The 17,332-nt window shown below is 41.0% G+C and carries 18 protein-coding genes; 7 read left to right on the top strand and 11 right to left on the bottom strand.

Translation table 11 applies throughout. The features are described 5' to 3' along the window. Positions 1-150: 150 nt before the first annotated feature. Positions 151-561, top strand: coding sequence for a DUF6326 family protein (locus RM556_RS08395; protein WP_311361715.1), 411 nt, complete (start codon positions 151-153; stop codon positions 559-561). A 178-nt stretch (positions 562-739) separates the two neighbouring features. Here the strand turns inward: RM556_RS08395 and RM556_RS08390 are convergent, their stop codons facing one another. Then, positions 740-1,591, bottom strand: coding sequence for a GGDEF domain-containing protein (locus RM556_RS08390; RefSeq protein WP_311374376.1), 852 nt, complete (start codon positions 1,589-1,591; stop codon positions 740-742). Between the two features lie 35 nt (positions 1,592-1,626). After that, a complete protein-coding gene (locus RM556_RS08385; RefSeq protein WP_311361713.1) occupies positions 1,627-2,433 on the bottom strand; it encodes an alpha/beta hydrolase in 807 nt (268 codons plus the stop codon). Positions 2,434-2,829: 396 nt separating this feature from the next. Here RM556_RS08385 and gloA point away from each other — a divergent pair, with 396 nt between their 5' ends. Both gloA and glpQ read left to right on the top strand, forming a co-directional pair. Further along, complete coding sequence (gene gloA, locus RM556_RS08380) at positions 2,830-3,216, top strand: lactoylglutathione lyase (RefSeq protein WP_311361712.1); 387 nt, start codon at positions 2,830-2,832, stop codon at positions 3,214-3,216. Next, the gene (gene glpQ / locus RM556_RS08375; RefSeq protein WP_311374375.1) at positions 3,216-4,250 is read left to right on the top strand and encodes a glycerophosphodiester phosphodiesterase; all 1,035 of its coding nucleotides are present in this window, start codon (positions 3,216-3,218) and stop codon (positions 4,248-4,250) included. The genes gloA and glpQ overlap by 1 nt, the downstream gene beginning before the upstream one ends. Positions 4,251-4,254: 4 nt before the next feature. On the opposite strand, the gene RM556_RS08370 is transcribed toward glpQ, so the two are convergent. Further along, a complete protein-coding gene (locus tag RM556_RS08370; RefSeq protein WP_311361710.1) occupies positions 4,255-5,127 on the bottom strand; it encodes an OmpA family protein in 873 nt (290 codons plus the stop codon). A gap of 166 nt (positions 5,128-5,293) precedes the next feature. Here RM556_RS08370 and rnt point away from each other — a divergent pair, with 166 nt between their 5' ends. Beyond that, entirely contained in the window at positions 5,294-5,935 is a 642-nt protein-coding gene (gene rnt, locus RM556_RS08365) for a ribonuclease T (RefSeq protein WP_311361709.1), read from the top strand. A gap of 72 nt (positions 5,936-6,007) precedes the next feature. Further along, positions 6,008-6,202 carry a bacterioferritin-associated ferredoxin gene (locus tag RM556_RS08360; RefSeq protein ID WP_311361708.1) on the top strand — a complete coding sequence of 65 codons (195 nt, stop codon included), beginning with the start codon at positions 6,008-6,010 and terminating at the stop codon, positions 6,200-6,202. 103 nt (positions 6,203-6,305) lie between these two features. Here the strand turns inward: RM556_RS08360 and RM556_RS08355 are convergent, their stop codons facing one another. Then, positions 6,306-6,635: a Grx4 family monothiol glutaredoxin gene (locus RM556_RS08355; RefSeq protein WP_311361707.1), complete on the bottom strand. Its 330-nt coding sequence runs from the start codon at positions 6,633-6,635 to the stop codon at positions 6,306-6,308. Positions 6,636-6,922: 287 nt separating this feature from the next. Here RM556_RS08355 and RM556_RS08350 point away from each other — a divergent pair, with 287 nt between their 5' ends. Next, the gene (locus RM556_RS08350) at positions 6,923-7,504 is read left to right on the top strand and encodes a Fe-Mn family superoxide dismutase (protein WP_311374374.1); all 582 of its coding nucleotides are present in this window, start codon (positions 6,923-6,925) and stop codon (positions 7,502-7,504) included. A gap of 76 nt (positions 7,505-7,580) precedes the next feature. Here RM556_RS08350 and RM556_RS08345 read toward each other — a convergent pair whose 3' ends face one another. Genes RM556_RS08345 through prmB form a run of 3 tightly spaced genes read right to left on the bottom strand, consistent with a single transcriptional unit; the run spans position 7,581 to position 10,976 of the window. Then, positions 7,581-8,795 carry an MFS transporter gene (locus RM556_RS08345; RefSeq protein ID WP_311374373.1) on the bottom strand — a complete coding sequence of 405 codons (1,215 nt, stop codon included), beginning with the start codon at positions 8,793-8,795 and terminating at the stop codon, positions 7,581-7,583. A gap of 20 nt (positions 8,796-8,815) precedes the next feature. Next, positions 8,816-9,913, bottom strand: a complete 1,098-nt coding sequence (gene aroC, locus RM556_RS08340) for a chorismate synthase (RefSeq protein WP_311374372.1) — start codon at positions 9,911-9,913, stop codon at positions 8,816-8,818. Between the two features lie 58 nt (positions 9,914-9,971). Further along, positions 9,972-10,976 (bottom strand): 50S ribosomal protein L3 N(5)-glutamine methyltransferase, encoded by a 1,005-nt coding sequence (gene prmB / locus RM556_RS08335; RefSeq protein ID WP_311374371.1) that lies wholly within the window; start codon positions 10,974-10,976, stop codon positions 9,972-9,974. Positions 10,977-11,054: 78 nt separating this feature from the next. On the opposite strand from prmB, the gene smrB reads away from it, so the two are divergent. Then, positions 11,055-11,627 carry an endonuclease SmrB gene (gene smrB / locus RM556_RS08330; protein WP_311361702.1) on the top strand — a complete coding sequence of 191 codons (573 nt, stop codon included), beginning with the start codon at positions 11,055-11,057 and terminating at the stop codon, positions 11,625-11,627. A gap of 61 nt (positions 11,628-11,688) precedes the next feature. Here the strand turns inward: smrB and RM556_RS08325 are convergent, their stop codons facing one another. From RM556_RS08325 to RM556_RS08310, 4 genes are all read right to left on the bottom strand, one after another. After that, positions 11,689-11,817, bottom strand: coding sequence for a DUF3149 domain-containing protein (locus tag RM556_RS08325; protein ID WP_311361701.1), 129 nt, complete (start codon positions 11,815-11,817; stop codon positions 11,689-11,691). A 131-nt stretch (positions 11,818-11,948) separates the two neighbouring features. Then, a complete protein-coding gene (locus RM556_RS08320) occupies positions 11,949-12,572 on the bottom strand; it encodes a hypothetical protein (protein WP_311374370.1) in 624 nt (207 codons plus the stop codon). A gap of 157 nt (positions 12,573-12,729) precedes the next feature. Next, positions 12,730-14,307 carry a glutamate--cysteine ligase gene (gshA, locus tag RM556_RS08315; protein WP_311374369.1) on the bottom strand — a complete coding sequence of 526 codons (1,578 nt, stop codon included), beginning with the start codon at positions 14,305-14,307 and terminating at the stop codon, positions 12,730-12,732. A gap of 115 nt (positions 14,308-14,422) precedes the next feature. Further along, positions 14,423-17,266, bottom strand: coding sequence for a pitrilysin family protein (locus RM556_RS08310; RefSeq protein WP_311374368.1), 2,844 nt, complete (start codon positions 17,264-17,266; stop codon positions 14,423-14,425). Between the last annotated feature and the right edge of the window lie 66 nt (positions 17,267-17,332).

Here is a 17,332-nt window from a genome sequence, read left to right as displayed (position 1 = left end):
AATAACGAACAAAAATTAAAAATAATTAAATAAAACGTTCCAATATGCCCATTTGAACGACAACACACCTAAATTTAGGCACCTTTCACATAGAAACAAATATCAAACGACTTACCACTTAAAAAACTTATATTTAAAGAGAGGAATACAATGAAAATTTTTGAACCGGATGGCAAACGTAAAAACTTATTATCTTTGCTTTGGATTTACCTAACCGTGAATTATATCTATTGCGATGTATTTATTTTACACGATGCCGATTATCTAAAAGCATTTTTATCCGGTGCAGTAGGTAACATGAAAATCACAGACGAATTCTTATTGATGTTTTCCTTTATAATGCAAGTTCCTATGATCATGATTGTTTTGTCTGGGACATTAACTTTTAAACTCAATAGATATTTTAATATTGTGGCAGGTATCATTACCACTTCAGTACAAATTGCAACGGTGAGCATGGGAGGCGCAATTTACTTTATGTTCTTCAGCACCTTTGAGATTTTTACCGGCTTGCTTATCATCTATTTGGCATTTACTTGGAAACAAGACAAAACGCCATAGAATGCATCAATAAAGCCTAAACAAAGAAGCTAATTACACAAGCGCGAGTATTTAGCTTCATCGCTTTTTTGCGCTAGCTTTTTAGTGTGAAAAACGGGTCAGTGTCTGTTCAGGTCTGAGTTAGCACGAATTAAGCGTGTTTAGCTTATACTCAGTCAAAACATTCATATTGTTATAGTCACTCAAGAATTTCGGTTCGATTGCGTCCTTTCTCTTTCGCTTTGTAAAGCGCAGTATCTGCTCGCTTTAATACTTTATCTAGCAGCTCATTGTCTTTCAGTTCGTTTTCACTCAAACCACTTATTCCAATACTCACGGTTAACTGTTCACTATTTGGTAGCAAGATTGATTTTATTTTTTCGTGCAAGCGAGATGCAAAAAGTTGAGCATCAATGACGTTTGAGTTGAATAAAATGATTAGAAACTCCTCCCCGCCCCACCGAGCTAGGATATCCGTGCTTCTTGATGCCTCTTTGAAAGTATTTGCCAACTTAGTCAATACTTCATCACCTACACCATGACCATGATTATCGTTTATCTCTTTAAACCAATCTATATCAATAATCAAAAATGATGTTGGACAAAACGATCGCGTTAATTGGTTTGCCATTTTCATAAAGTCATCGGCCGCAGCTCGACGATTTAGGAGGGAAGTTAAGGGATCTAGGCGTGTTAGCTCTAATAGTTTTTCGTTTTGGTTTTCCAAATGCTCTCTAGCTGACAGTAACTCTTGATAAAGCTTGTCCCTATCTTCAGCAGTCTGTATAGACCAAAATAAAACAGACTCAATCAAAGAAACATTCGCAACTGCATTAATTTTCCCAAGCTTTTGACTAACTAAGGTTATTTGAACTTCTGTGCACTGGCCATCCTTAATTAAAGCAGGTCGAATATAGCTTTCAAAAAAGATCCATGAAGCCTTTGATATAAAATCAAATAGACTGACCGCAGGGTTTAAGGGTATGCCAATAAGGTCAACTGCATATTGATTTAAATAGCTAACCTGATTGGTTTCTATGTCTGTAGTCATGAGTAAACACGGAAAATAATCTAGCTGTGTATTACTCAAGCAGTAAACCTGACTATTTCGTTAAACACCTCTTCCGGATGGGTCATATGTAAGCAGTGTCCGTGAGCCTCTAGTATGCTTAATTTAGAATTTGCAATTTTTTCATGAATGAAACGCCCTACGTCTACAGAGGCTAGGTTATCGTTAGCGCTCTGCAAAACTAATGTCGGCATAGATATTTGGGATAACGTAGCTCGATCGTCAGAAAAAAAAGTGACTTCAGCAAACGGTTTGGCATATCTTGGGTCCGTAGAGCAAAAGCTACCCTCTAGCTCATCAATAAGTACTGATTCATTATCAGCGCCCATCACAAGAGGCGCTAGGTAATTTGCCCATCCTATATAGTTTTTATCCATCAGGTTAATGAGCTCTTTTAAATCTTCTTTTTCGAAACCTCCCGCATATTCAGGGGGAAAGTTTAAAAAGCAAGGAGAAGGGCAGATCATAACCAAACGTGAGAAAAGATGTGGAGATTGAATGGCTGCGCGCATACCGATCATGCTGCTCACCGAGTGCCCTATGAATATAACGTCCTTCAACGTCAATTGTTCACATATCTCAACTATATCTTCTGCATACCCATCTAGGGAAGAGTATTTCTTTTTGTCATATGATGACAAATCCGATTGTCCACTACCTACATGATCAAACAGAACAACCCTGAAGTTTCTTTCAAGCATCGGTGTTAAAAACCGCCACATTTTTTGGTCACAGCCAAAGCCATGAGCAAGCAAAATTGTTTTGTCACCATTGCCAATAATATTAATATTATTTCGGACCTTGATATTGGTATTTAAAATCATCTAAACCGTACTCGACCATTAGTTGCATTAGCGATACTATCGTAGCGCAATGTTATTACTACCACTAAGGATAGCCTGTATAACGACAAAGTAAAACTATGCTCTCAAAGTGCTACCCAAAGATTTTAAACTCTATAGCCAAACCGACATAACATTGATGCCCATGATTCTTCAATACAGCATTTATCTTCGGTGGACGAATTTCGAATCGTAAAAGTCGATGTTATCGTGCTAGATGCTGCAATTGCTGACAGAGTTGCGACAAGATTAATAGAAGAGTATTTTACTGATCACCCTTGAATAGTTGGCTTAGGTGAAGTTCACATCCTCAGAGCACAGAAGTTGTGATAACACAAACAGTCGATACGCAATTATAAAACGAAATAGGAGATTTTAATGCGATTACTACATACCATGCTACGTGTTGGCAACCTCGAAGAGTCTATTGCTTTTTACACTGATACCCTTGGCATGCGTTTGTTGCGCCAAAGCGATAACGAAGAGTACAAATATACACTCGCTTTCTTGGGTTATGGCGATGAGGACAGTAATACTGTCATAGAACTGACTTATAATTGGGGTAAAACTGATTATGAACACGGCGACGCATTTGGTCACTTGGCAATTGGTGTCGATGATATCTATGCTGTGTGTGATCAAATAAAAGCGAAAGGTGGCGATGTCTATAGAGAACCTGGCCCAGTGAAAGGTGGCAAGACTGTCATCGCCTTTGTGCGCGACCCTAGCGGTTACGCGATAGAACTTATTCAAGAAGGAAAGTAATGATGATGACAGTGATGATGTTTTTTTTATTGCTGTCAACGTCGCAAGACCCGCAAAGCGAAGCACTTTCTTCACTCAATACAGAGAATGAAACCTCATTTGCTGTGATAGCTCACAGGGGGGCTTCTGGCTATTTACCCGAACACACTTTAGATGCTGCCACCTTAGCGTTTATGCAAGGAGCAGACTATATCGAACAAGATATTGTGCTAAGTGCTGATAATGTGCCCATTGTGTTGCATGATATTCACATTGATACAGTCACAAATGTTGAAAGTCTCTTTCCTGAACGCTCTCGCGAGGATGGCCGTTTTTATGCCATCGATTTCACATGGGCTGAACTGCAAACCTTATTTGTTCATGAGCGACAAAATATACAAGGTGAACAGGTTTACCCTAAACGTTATCGAGGGAGAGCGGCATTTAAAGTCGCTTCTCTTGAACAGCATATTCAACACATAAAATTACTGAATAAAATTCACGGAAAAAATGTAGGCTTTTATCCCGAAATTAAGGCCTCAGAATGGCATTTAGAGCAAGGTAAAGACATTACCCTCTTTGTGGTGAATGTGCTAAAAGAGCATGACTTGCTTGATAAGCAGGCGAAAATTTTTATACAGTCCTTTTATCCGACGACCCTAAAAAGGCTAAAATATGATTTTGGTGTGACTGCGCCACTTGTGCAGCTTATCGCTGAGAACGATTGGGCCGAAAGCTCTGCAGATTATGATTATTTGCGTACTCAAGCAGGTTTAACAGAAATAGCTAGCTACGCGCAAGGTATTGGCCCTTGGTTGCCACACATTTATTCATTCGAGGAAAGCCAACAAACTGGCCTTGTTGCAAATGCTCAAGCTCTGGGCTTGAAGGTTCATCCATATACTTTCCGTGCCGATGATTTGCCTGAAGCTATGACATCAGAGAGCCTATTAAAACTCACCATTGACACAATTCGGGTCAATGGGCTATTCACTGATCATCCTGATATCACATTGAATTATTTAAAGAGCAGCGCTCGAAGCAAGCAAGAATAACACATTACAACTTAGCCAACTGAATAACTACTCTGCGGTTTTTAGCTCTTGAAAGCTCGTTATCATTAGGTGAAACGTGTCGTTTTTCGCCGTGACCCGTTACTTCAATACGGCGAGTATCCACTCCCATAGATGTAAAGAAATCTCTGATTTCATTTGCCCTGCGAATAGACAGTTGTTCGTTATTCCATGAACCACCATAGCTATCAGAATAACCATCAAGAAGGACAAGCTCTAAGTCGAGATCTTCTTTCAAATACTCACCAATCATATCTAATCGGCGCTTTGAATAATTGGTCAATTCAACACTACTTTTCTTATAGCTCAGCACGGTGTAGGCAATATCTTCAAAGTTGAATGGCAAAAGATTAGCTACACAATCGGCAAATGCATGATAAGAAGGTTCAAAATTACTGGAATTTAAGGCCACGGCGACTGAGTCAAATCGATTATTCCAATCTTGGTAATGAATCGTTGGCCAGTAGCCCTTTTCTAACTCCGTCAACATTTCCCAAGCTGACTCAGATGGTAAATCACCATCATATTGCTTTCGCAGGTTCATTTGACCGATGGTCTTGGTCAACTCTCCTGGCATCCACTTAGGTGGCGTTGAATAAACCGTAGCCACATCATATCGATTGGGTAAACGAAGCATATCCAATACAAATTCTAAATTGAGTTGTTTAGAGGCCTCGGTCACAAATGAAGCAAGCCCATAACCTGGTACAGGATGCATTAATTCACACTTTAATCGTGTTTGTTCACCCAAAGACCATTCAGAATTCTCTACAGATGCTTTATACTCACGCAAGTTGGCTGATGCAATGAATGGGATCAGACAGAACATGCTAATTAGGAATTGATTTCTTTTTTTCATTTTAATTATTTCATCTAAAGAATGTCTCAAGAAGATTACTGTTACTATCGACACCAAGCAGCAAAAACTTAAGCAAATTAACATCTTTGACGAGTGCGACCGCTCAGCGGAAATGCCCCCACTCGCAACACTCTAGCACGCCACGATTGAAGGAAGATTGTTTCATATGTCAAATACCAACGCTTTATTAAAAGACCGCTTTCGCGGTTACTTTCCCGTAATAATTGACATCGAAACTGCTGGGTTTAATGCGCAAACCGACGCAATATTAGAAATCGCCGCGACAACACTTAAATTTGATGAGCAAGGCTTGTTGATACCCGACACGACTTTTCACGAGCACGTTCAGCCGTTTGAGGACGCGAACATTGAAAAAGCGGCTATTGAGTTTAATGGCATCGATCCCTTTTGTGCGCTGCGCGGTGCGAAAGAAGAAAGCGAAGTATTTAAAGCCTTATGTAAACATGTCAGGAAATATCAGAAGCAAGCCGATTGTCAGCGCTCGGTGATTGTTGCGCACAACGCCACATTTGATCAAAGCTTTGTTAATGCTGCCCTAGAACGGCATTCAGTGAAAAGAAGCCCCTTTCACCCCTTTGTGTCATTCGATACAACAACACTTTCTGCACTTGCCTTAGGACAAACTGTACTGGTGAAAGCCTGTGAAGCGGCTGGTATCGCGTTTAATCAATCAGAGGCTCACTCTGCTCTTTACGACACGCAACGCACCGCAGAGTTGTTCTGTTACATCGTAAACCGATATCAGTCATTTGGCGCTTGGCCCCTCGCAAACGCTATTGAGAATTAATCGCAAAAACACTTGCGCTCAAACTAAATAACAATTATTATCATTTGCATATTGATTAAGAGGCGTTTGAAAATGTTCGTATGCATGTGTTATGGCATCACTGACAAGCAAATAAAAAATGCAGTGGAAACCCACGGCGTTGGCAATATGCGTGAACTTAAACAAATTATGGCACTGGGTAGCCAATGCGGGAAATGCATTGAGCTTGCACAGGAAGTTATCGACAACACTATTATCGATGAAAGCCTATTTAAAGACGTAGGCTAAATTACTCTTTTCCACTCAATAAAAAATTTCAAATACAAAAAAACCAAACTGTCTGTTTGGTTTTTTTGTTTACACCCGAGAAATACAGGCTTGCGAACTAGAACTACTCGCTATCTGTTTTAACAGCAGCTTCAGTAATTAGAGGTTGTAGTTCACCCTGTTGGAACATCTCAAGAACAATGTCACAACCGCCAATCAATTCACCATTAATCCACAATTGCGGAAATGTTGGCCAGTCAGCAAACTTTGGCAACTCTGTGCGTATATCAGGGTTTTGAAGGATATCTACGTAAGCAAATTGCTCACCACAGTTCATAAGCGCTTGCACTGTTTGTGCTGAAAAACCGCAAGAAGGTAACTTCGGTGATCCTTTCATATACAAAAGAACAGGGTTTTGACTAATTTGCTCTTTGATTTTATCAATTGTTTCCATTAGAGAACCTTTTATTAATTGTTGCAATGCATCTAACAGTGAGGGTGTAATCGCAAAAAACAAGCGCCTTACCGTTAGAAAATCTAGATTTAAGCTTATGAGGTGAATATTAACGATATTACGCAGAAAAAGTAGTAAAAAATGATCTTCTTTGGGTTTATTTTCGAACTAGTTATAACTTATTAGCGAATTAATTCGTGATTATTCTTGGATTTACTATAATCATCCCAACTATATAGTTAAATAAAAATTCAAACTTGAAACACAGACCCAAAACGGAGAACAAAATGGCTTTTGAATTACCGGCACTACCTTACGAAAAAAATGCACTTGAACCGCATATCTCTGCAGAAACTTTAGAATTTCATTACGGTAAACATCATGCCACCTACGTAACTAAACTAAACGGTTTAGTTGAAGGTACAGACATGGCTTCAAAATCACTTGAAGAAATCGTAAAAAATTCAGAAGGCGGTGTATTTAACAATGCAGCTCAAATCTGGAACCATACCTTCTACTGGAACAGCCTAAGCCCAAATGGCGGCGGTGAAGCAACTGGCGCTTTGGCAGATGCTATCAACGCAAAATGGGGCTCTTTTGCTGAGTTCAAATCAGCTTTCAATGATAAAGCGGTAAACAACTTTGGTTCTAGCTGGACTTGGTTGGTAAAAACTGCGGATGGCAGCTTAGATATCGTAAACACAAGTAACGCTGGCACGCCAATTACTGAAGAAGGTGTAACGCCTCTATTAACATGTGATTTGTGGGAACACGCTTACTACATTGATTATCGTAATGTTCGTCCTAACTACCTAGAAGCCTACTGGGCACTAGCGAACTGGGATTTTGCAGCAAGCAACTTTGCATAATCGAACAGAAACATTATAAAGCCCGCGTATGCGGGCTTTTTTGTGTGTGCTACTGCCCTAATCTATAGAGTCACTCTTAAGTCTCGCTCGGCGCTTTGTTTAACATTTTACTACTAACAAGCAACACCATTACCGCACCAGTAAGCGCAAATCCGCTCGACAGCAAAAAGCTGAACCTCGCCCCTTCGCCTTGTTGCCATGTTTGCCCGGCAACAAAGCTACCAATTGCCCCGCCAACACCGAAAGCAATGCTTACGTACAAGGCCTGCGCTCTGCTTTGAAAACCTTCAGAGAAGTAATGGTGTAGGAAATACACAGATGTTGCATGTGTCATCCCAAAGCTAAAGGCATGTAAAATTTGGCTAAAAATAATGCTGCCAATGAATTCTGGGATGATTGCCAAAATAAACCAACGCAAAGTGGTTAATAGCAATGAAACAAATAACACCCACTTCACTCCTACCCTCGCGATAACTCGAGAAGCGACGAGAAAGATCCCAATTTCAGCCAATACGCCAATCGCTATAAAGAAACCCGTTTGCTTGCCGGAGTAACTTAAGTCAGTCATGTAAAGTGCAAAAAAACTATAGAAAGACCCAAAACTCATTTGAAGCAAAATGGCAGACAGCATAAAGACAATGAAAGGATAGCGTAAGGCCTCTTTCCACGTACTAGTATGCTGATTGTTCTGATCCGTAGAAACTGGAGGTGATGAGATCAGCAAGGAACTTAAATACAAACCGAATAAAGTGAAACTTGCTGTATAAATAATTACTTCGGTACTGAAGTAATCTAACAGCGCGCCTACCGAAAGGCTCATTACGATAAAACCAATACTGCCCCATAGTCGAATTGCACCATACCCACCTCGTGAGAGCTTAGTAGCGCTAACCGTCATTACTTCCAGTTGTGGTAATACCGCTGTCCAAAACATCATCATGATGCCGAAACTAAACGTTAAAGACCAAAAATCGAAAGAAAAGTACACTGCGCTGAAGGTGATAAACGCGAGTAAACATCCAAAGCGCACTATATCGCCACCGCGACCTGTCTTATCTGCAATACTGGCCCATAGGTTTGGACCCAATACCCGTGTGAGTGTAATGATAGCTAATAGGCTGCCGATTTCTTCAGAGCTAAAACCACGACCGTCTAAAAATACGCCAGCATAAGGCGTAATGACACCTAATTGGCCGAAGTAGAAAAAGTAGGTTAAAGATAATAAACCCAGATTTACGGAGCTATTCGCGGCAGCACGGCTTTTAGTTGTTATTAAGAAACGTAAAAACACGTGCATTGCCTTAAAGTTAATTATTTCTGTGCAGGAATGACCGGGGTTATCGACTCAACACCAGTATTTTGTGCGCGATGTCTTAACAGATGGTCCATAAGCACTAAGGCTAGCATTGCTTCAGCAATAGGTACGGCACGAATACCAACACAAGGGTCATGTCTGCCTTTGGTAATAACATCATCAGGTTTGCCATGAATGTCTACCGACTGACCAGAGATACTGATACTGGAAGTAGGTTTTAAGGCCATATGAACAAGGATCTCTTGGCCACTAGAGATACCTCCCAAAACACCACCAGCATGATTAGTGTGAAAACCGTCTGGAGACATTTCATCACGATGTTCAGTCCCCTTTTGGTTAACAACCTGAAAGCCGTCGCCAATTTCCACGCCCTTTACTGCGTTGATGCCCATCATGGCATGTGCAATCTCTGCATCTAAACGGTCAAAGACAGGCTCACCTAAACCGACAGGCACATTTGTCGCACTTACGCTGACTTTGGCGCCTATTGAGTTACCTTCTTTCTTGAGCGCTCGCATATACTGGTCAAGCTCGTCTAGTTTTGTTTCATCAGGACAGAATAATGGATTAGTGTTCGTCACGGTATGATCCACTTTATCCATCACGATTGGACCCAACTGGCTAATGTAGCCATTTATTTCAATGCCATGTAACTGTTTTAAATATTTCTTTGCAATTCCACCGGCGGCAACTCGAATAGCCGTTTCGCGCGCTGATGAGCGACCACCGCCACGATAATCTCTGAAACCAAACTTCTGCTGATAAGTATAATCTGCATGGCCTGGGCGAAAGGAATCTTTAATCTTTGAGTAATCTTGACTGCGCTGGTCTTTATTATTAATCAGTAAACCGATACTAGTGCCTGTCGTTTTACCTTCAAACACACCACTTAGGATTTTGACCTCATCATCTTCTCTTCTAGCAGTCGTATACTTTGATGTGCCTGGCTTGCGTCTATCTAAGTCACCCTGCAAGTCACTTTCGTCTAACTCTAAGCCTGGAGGGCACCCGTCAACAACGCCACCTATGGCGATGCCGTGACTTTCACCAAAAGTGCTAACCGTAAAGAGTTTTCCAAATGTGTTGCCGGACATGTTTCTTATTTCCTTTTTATTTCTTGTAGTATTTTCTTGCTTGCCAGTCGGCAATGACTTACTGCTGGTTTTGTTGCCAGTAATTCACCAGCGTTTCTTTTTGGACTGCAAATATGCCACTGCCGCCGTTCTCAAATTCACACCATTGAACCTCTAAACCAGGGAAGCGATGCGTCATGTGTACCTCACTGTTACCCACCTCAACTAAGATCCAAGCATGATCATTTAAATAATTCGGAGCTTGTTGAAGCATCACTTCGACTAAATCTAAGCCGTCATGTCCTGCAGCAAGCGCATGCTCTGGTTCATGCAGAAATTCATCAGGTAGGTCCTGCATATCCTGCTCATCCACATAGGGCGGGTTTGATATAATTAAATCATACCGCTGACCATCAAGGCTTGAGAACAAATCGGATTGCAAGGGAAAGACACGATCTTCTAGCTGATACTCATAAATATTCATCGAAGCGACGTCTAATGCGCCCGTATCGATATCAACAGCGTCCACAACGGCTGAGTCAAATTTATTAGCGATGGCTATCGCAATGCATCCACCGCCAGTACAAAGGTCAAGGATATGCTGTGGTTCAGAATCAGAGCTTAGCCATGGCTTGAAGCCATTCTGCAGCAGTTCAGCAAATGGTGAGCGAGGTATCAAGACCCGCTCATCGACATAGAAGGGCATACCAGCAAACCATGCCTGATGCGTAATATATGGAAGCGGGCGCTGCTGGTCAACACGTTGTTGTAACCAGTCAATCAATATCGCTTTTTCTGTTGTCGTTACCTTTGCCTGATACAGGAGCTCAAGTCTTGAGGCCGGCATATCGAGAGGTAAATTTAAGGCTTGGAAAACTAAACTGGAGGCTTCATCCCATTCATTGTCCGTACCGTGCCCAAAAAACACACCGGCTTGGTAAAACACAGAAATACTATAACGGATCCAATCCAGTACACTTTCTAATTCCTGAGCAACATGCGGCTCTATTAACGAATCGGAAAGAGAATCATCACTGTTAACCTCAGGGAACACTTCATTGTTGTCGGAATTGTCGACAGCCATTAACTTACTAACTCAATTAACTATAATCCTGATATGATACGCAATATCAGAACGAAATTCGCTTGTTATCTGCCACAAATGCCAAAAAAAGTTAAAAATACAGAATCTCATTCCCATAATCAGGATGAACTCTCGTTCAGCCGTTTGTTTGCTGATGCTAAACCAGTAAAGCATGACAAATATGTATTAACAGTGGATGAAAAAAAGCAAAGTCGACGTAAGAAGCATCAAGCAACAAATCAACTTGAGAAAAAAGCGAATGCGTTGTTTGAATTTTCAGATGGTTTTGAGGCTAACTTACTCAATCACGGTCCTCTTAGGTATGTTAAAGAAGGCGAGCGAAGTGACGAAGTCAAGCGACTCCGCAATGGCGAAATACCACCCGACCTTATACTTGATTTGCACGGCATGAATGCTCAGAACGCAAAGCACGAGATCGCTGCGCTTATTTACGAAGCACATAAAAAGCACTTGCATTGCGTCTGCATTGTACATGGTCTTGGTGCAGGAGTGCTTAAACGTAAAGTGCCTAGTTGGCTGGTTCAGCACCCGTTTGTAATGGGTTTTCATCAGGCACCACTCGAATGGGGTGGCTCAGGCGCATTACTGGCACTTATTCAACAGAATGACGAGCACAGAAAGTACGACTAAAAAAGCGCAGGTTATCAGCAGATTGCCCCTACGCCCTTTGCGTCGATAGCGTCGATGCTACTTATTTGTGTTCTTCTGGCGCACTATTATGAATAAACATATAAGTAAAATAAGCACTCATAATAAGCATTATTAAAATGCCTAACAAAGAACCCCAAACAACTGCATCACCAAAAATTAAATCTAACATAACTCACCTCGTTGGTTTGTTTCTCTATGGTAAGAATAGTTAAATTTTGGCTCTCTAATGCTGATCGAGATCAAGTCTTTGTGCCCGATTAATATAAGTCAGACGCAAAGTTTGAGGTAGATCAAATAGGTTTACGAAAAGAGACGCATAAACCAATTTTTACTGAGGTCTTCTTCGCAAACTTTCATTTGTTTGGCGTATCTTTTCGAGCGCGCATCAACTTTTTTAGCAACACCGACCAACCATTGCTTCTTACGGTATGACTTGCGTTTATAGCCGCCCCAGCCCTCGTGATAATTGAGATACTGCGCGTTAGCATCCCATTTAGATATGCGATTAATTTGATGGGTTTTAGTGATAAACCACCCCATGAAGTCTATCGCGTCCTCAAAGTCTTCGCGACTAGCAAATATATTACCTGTCTCTTTTTTATAATCCGACCAGGTCATTGTCTTTGCTTGTGAGTAGCCATATGCGGTACTCACTCTACCCCACGGTATGAGACCAAAAAACACATAATCTCTCGGAGGCAAGGCATCATGCCGAAATGAGCTTTCTTGATACATCATTGCCATCGGAACATGAATCGGAACGCCCCACTTTTCTCGCATATCATAGGCTGCGTCAAACCAATCTCGTTTTTCGTAAAAAATGGCACAAATGTTTTCTTTTTCTTTGGGTGGCTGAGTGACGCAGGCACTTAATAAGAATAGAAAAGCAGAAAAAATGAATAAATGACAAATATTTTTTAGCATGATGGGAACTTTTACACCTACAAGAACTCATAATATTACTGAATTAACGTGTTTCCCTGTTAACTCACTTCAAGCCCAACATTTGTTTGGGCTTTTTTTTTACAATAAAAAACGTTAATGAAACAAAATACGATGCGCCTTAAACGCACCGATCTTTTTATTTTGCGAAGTAACGCTCAATAAAGTCAGCAAAATCAAGCGTATCACTTTTTTCAATTTGCTCCCGATTGGCAATAGACTCTCTCGCTTGTTGCTTAAAGTCTTCTTCGCTGATATGAAGATAATCTAAACCACTCGCATACTTCTTATACTCAAGTGCGAGTTCTAAGCCTATTCGACTATTATCAATATTATTTTCAATCAAAGTGTTTAACCAACGTGCAGAAGGTGTTTGCGACGGATCTTTCACTTTTAAGAACTCTTTCTCAACAGAAGCACTATACTTTTCATTTCCATTTGCAGAATCCAGTATTAAGGCGACTTGTTTCAAATCACCAAACAGATCTTCGGCCCAGTCAGCGAGACTAATTTCTTGTTTATCACGCAGTAGATTTAGTCCAGGTTTTCGCCCTTCTAACACTACCTTGTTGAGGTTAGCTTCACTTTCTTCATAGGCTTTTTGCTCGAATTTGGGAGATTCGTCAAGCAAACAGTAAAGTAAAAATACATCAAGGAAATAGAACTGATTCTCTTCAATACCCAGCGGTGAGAATGGATTAACATCTAGCGCTCGCACTTCAATATAGCTAACACCACGGTCTTCTAAAGCATCACTCGGTTTCTCGAGCGATTTAGCCACCTGCTTTGGACGAATTGGACTATAAAGCTCATTCTCAATCTGCAATACATTGTCGTTTAGTTGTTCCCACTGACCGTTTTCTCCGGTTGGGAATGCCCGGTATTGTTCCGACGGTGTGTTGATTGCCGCGCGTACTGATTTTACGTACGACCCTAAATCGTTGTAGCAAATATTTAAGGATGACTGTTCTGAGTTTGTATAACCTAAATCACTCATACGCAAAGACGTTGCGTAGGGTAAATATAAAGTACCTACTCCCAGCTTTTCAAATGGAAACTTTTGCTCTTTACCTGCTAAAAACGACTGACAAAGAGCGGGAGATGCGCCATATAAATAAGGAATTAACCAAGATAAACGTCTGAAGTTTCTAATCAAGTCAAAATGATAGGCCGAACGTTGCTCTACGGTGTTTTCTACTTCATTCAGATCGCACCATGCCTGCCAAAACTCATCAGGCAATGAAAAGTTGAAGTGAACACCTGCAATAACCTGCATCATACTGCCGTAGCGATTATGCAAACCTTTCCGGTAGACCTCTTTCATTTTGGCTACATTTGAACTGCCATAACGCGCAATTGGAATGCTCGTTTCCTTATTTACAAAGCAAGGCATACTCATTGGCCACAAGCGTTCTTCTCCGATATTGTCATACACAAATTTGTGGATATCGGCCAGTTGCGCCAAGGTAACTCGCGCTTGCTTTTCAGGTGGCGTAATAAATTCCATCAAACTTTCGGAAAAGTCTGTCGTTATTGATTCATGAGTTAAAGGAGCCCCGAGTGCATCACCATGCATACTGCTTGCTAAACCACCGTTTGGGTTTACTCGCAATGCTTCCCTTTCAACACCATGCTTAATGTTTGGCAAAGAAGATTGGAACTGAGACTGTGACAATGCGCTAAGGCGATTTGAGAAGGTTTGCGGATCAATAGCCAAATTATTATTCCATTACTGGGTTTAAAAAACCCCTGCAATAATCTACTGCAGGGGTACTTTTTTTTGATTATCTCTAGTATAGAGGGTTAATCAATAAATCGCATCAAAGAATCTGTTACTTTGGCACGCTAAGATCGACAATCTCACGATCTAAGACAGTCAATTGCTCACGCAATGTCTCTGCATCACCAACAACAATAATATCCATTGAGTCAGTATCTAACCAACGGGCAGCCAATTTATTGAGTTCTTCAGTCGTCACTTTGTTAATAATGTCTTTTTGACGATCTCGATACTCTTTATCTAAGTCGTAACCGAGCATACGGATCAAAATACCCGCTTTACGCGTCGGTGTTTCAGAACTAAGCGCATCTCGTTGAGTGTAGGCTTTTTTCATTAATTCAAGTTCTTCTTCGGTCATTCCTGACTTTTGATACTCAGAAATTTCACTTAAAAACTCTTGAATACTGGCGACAGTATGTTGACCAGCAACATCAGCCCCGGCAGAGAAAGTACCGGTAAGTTTACCACCACTAAAGCCACTTCGAGCGCCATAGGTATACCCTTTATCTTCGCGAAGATTCAAGTTGATACGACTATTGAACATGCCACCTAGAGGGAAGTTCATCAATCTCGATTTAAAGTACTCGCCTTCAGCGTCATACACCATTGCATGCTTAACAATTGATATTACTGATTGAACGCCACCTGGATTGTCCACTAAATAAATCTTACCTTTTTCTGGCGCATCAAATTCACCAAAACTAGGTAACTCATATGATTTAGCTTCCCACGTTGCAAGCAACTTTGTTGCTTCTAGTGCTTGCGCTTTGGAAATATCACCTACAACCACCATATCGACTAAATTCGGTCGATAATAAGCATCATAGTAGGCTTTCAAATCATCTACAGTAATTGATTCAACACTGGCAGTTGTTCCACCTTCAGGCTGACCTAAGATAGTATCTTCGCCATACAAAACAAGAGCACGTGCTCGACTTGCCAGCGCTGATGGATTCTTAAGTACTTGCTGTAAGCCTTGTAAAGTATTTTGTTTCAAACGAGTGAAGTCTTCTTCTTTAAAACCGGGTGAGAACAGCTTTTCTTTCAAAATAACTAATGTTTCATCTAGGTTTTTACTGAGTGAAGTCACGTACACATTTGTGTAGCGACCAGAAGACGTAAAGGTGATACGACTACCCAACAACGCTAAGCGATTAGCTAGCTCTTCATTACTAGAAAGGGCTGTAGACTCATTCATCATTTGAGCAGTCATTGACGCTACACCTGGCTTGCTTGGAGAATCCAGTAACGTACCTCCCTCCATCGCAATATTCATAAATACAGTAGGCGTTTCTTTTGTATCTACACCTAATATCTCGATGCCATTATCTAAGTTGTGCTTCCAAAAGTCTGGAATCCCTACGATTGGGTTCACACCAGCGCTTGGCTGAATACTGCGGTCAAAGTCATCTTTAATGACGGCTTGTTTAATATCCGCTTGTTCGCCTGTTTGTGCTTCAAAATTGCGCTCAGGTAAGGTGAAGTTCTGCTCTGCAACAGCAAGTTGTGCTTGTCCTTTTGGTACAATGCTCAGTACAACTGCTGGTTTGTTTTTAACATATTGATTATAAACTCGCATTACATCTTCTTTTGTCACAGCATTATATCGCTCGATATCGGCTTGAATACCGTCGGGCTCATTGCTAAATATTTCACCGCTCGCTAATTGGCGAACCTTTCCTGCAACACTTTGCAAGCCAAAAATAGTGTTACTTTCGATGCTCGCTTTAGTGCGTTGTAAATCATCGTCTTGCACGCCGCGCTCTTCAAATTCAACCAATGTCTCATCAATGATCGTCTGCATTTGTTTAAGGCTTTGTACTTTCTGAGGGTTAACAAGAGAAAGCAAGGTAAATTCACAGGCTAATTCACGACATGGATGCGACGCGAATGCTTGAATCGCTAAGCCATTCTTTACCATATTCTTGTATAATAACGACGTTTTCCCACCGCCAAGAATATCCGCTAACACGTCAAGTGGTGCTTCATCTGGATGCTTCGCATATACCGTTGGCATAGTGATTTGTAGTAAAGGCAAGTGCACTTTATCTTCTAAAGTGATGTAACGCGTCTCAGCCAGTTTTGCTGGTGCTTTTTCAGCTTTTGTTACTTCAGGGCCGCGAGGGATGCTGCCAAAGTATTTTTCGACCCATGCTTTCGTTTCAGTTTTATCAATTGCACCGCCGATAGTGAGCACGGCATTATTTGGTCCGTACCATTGTTGGAAGAATTTTTTTAGGTCATTTACATTAACACGGTCAAGATCTTCTACATAACCGATCGTTGACCAAGAATAAGGATGTCCAACAGGGTAAAGTGCTTCGCCCGTTCTCTCAAAGCGCAAACCATAAGGTTGATTATCGACACGCTGACCACGTTCGTTTTTAACGGTTTCACGTTGATTTTCAAACTTCTCTTGAGTCACGGCATCTAACAAGAACCCCATTCGGTCTGCTTCTAACCAAAGTACTTTTTCAAGTTGATTTACCGGAACAGTCTGATAATAGTTAGTGATATCACTATTTGTAGAACCATTCATTGTACCACCGGCTTCGGTCACAATTTTAAAGTGCTCTTCATCTGCCACATTTTCAGAACCTTGAAACATCATATGTTCGAAGAAGTGCGCAAAGCCTGAACGTCCTAGTTCTTCTCTTGCAGAACCAACATGGTAAGTGATGTTCACTTCAACCAAAGGATCAGAATCGTCTTGATGAAGAACAACAGTTAAGCCATTGTCTAATTCATATTTTTCATATGGGATAGTTGAGCCAGATAAGCCAGTATCAAGTTGTTCTTGATCCTTATCCTTATCGGCGGTGCTACATGCCCCGAGTACGATGACTGATGCAGCAACTGCGCTCAGTGCAAGATTTCTTTTTAGATTTTTAATCATTTTTAACCTGTTTTTAATTATTATAAAGCGGTATTCTTTCGCCGTTCTCTCGTCTTGCAGAGTTTA

The organism is Alteromonas sp. W364 (assembly GCF_031846205.1).
Classification (GTDB): Bacteria; Pseudomonadota; Gammaproteobacteria; order Enterobacterales; family Alteromonadaceae; genus Glaciecola; species Glaciecola blandensis.
The sequence above is the reverse complement of the archived record's forward strand: the minus strand, read 5'-3'. Positions and strand labels throughout refer to the sequence as shown.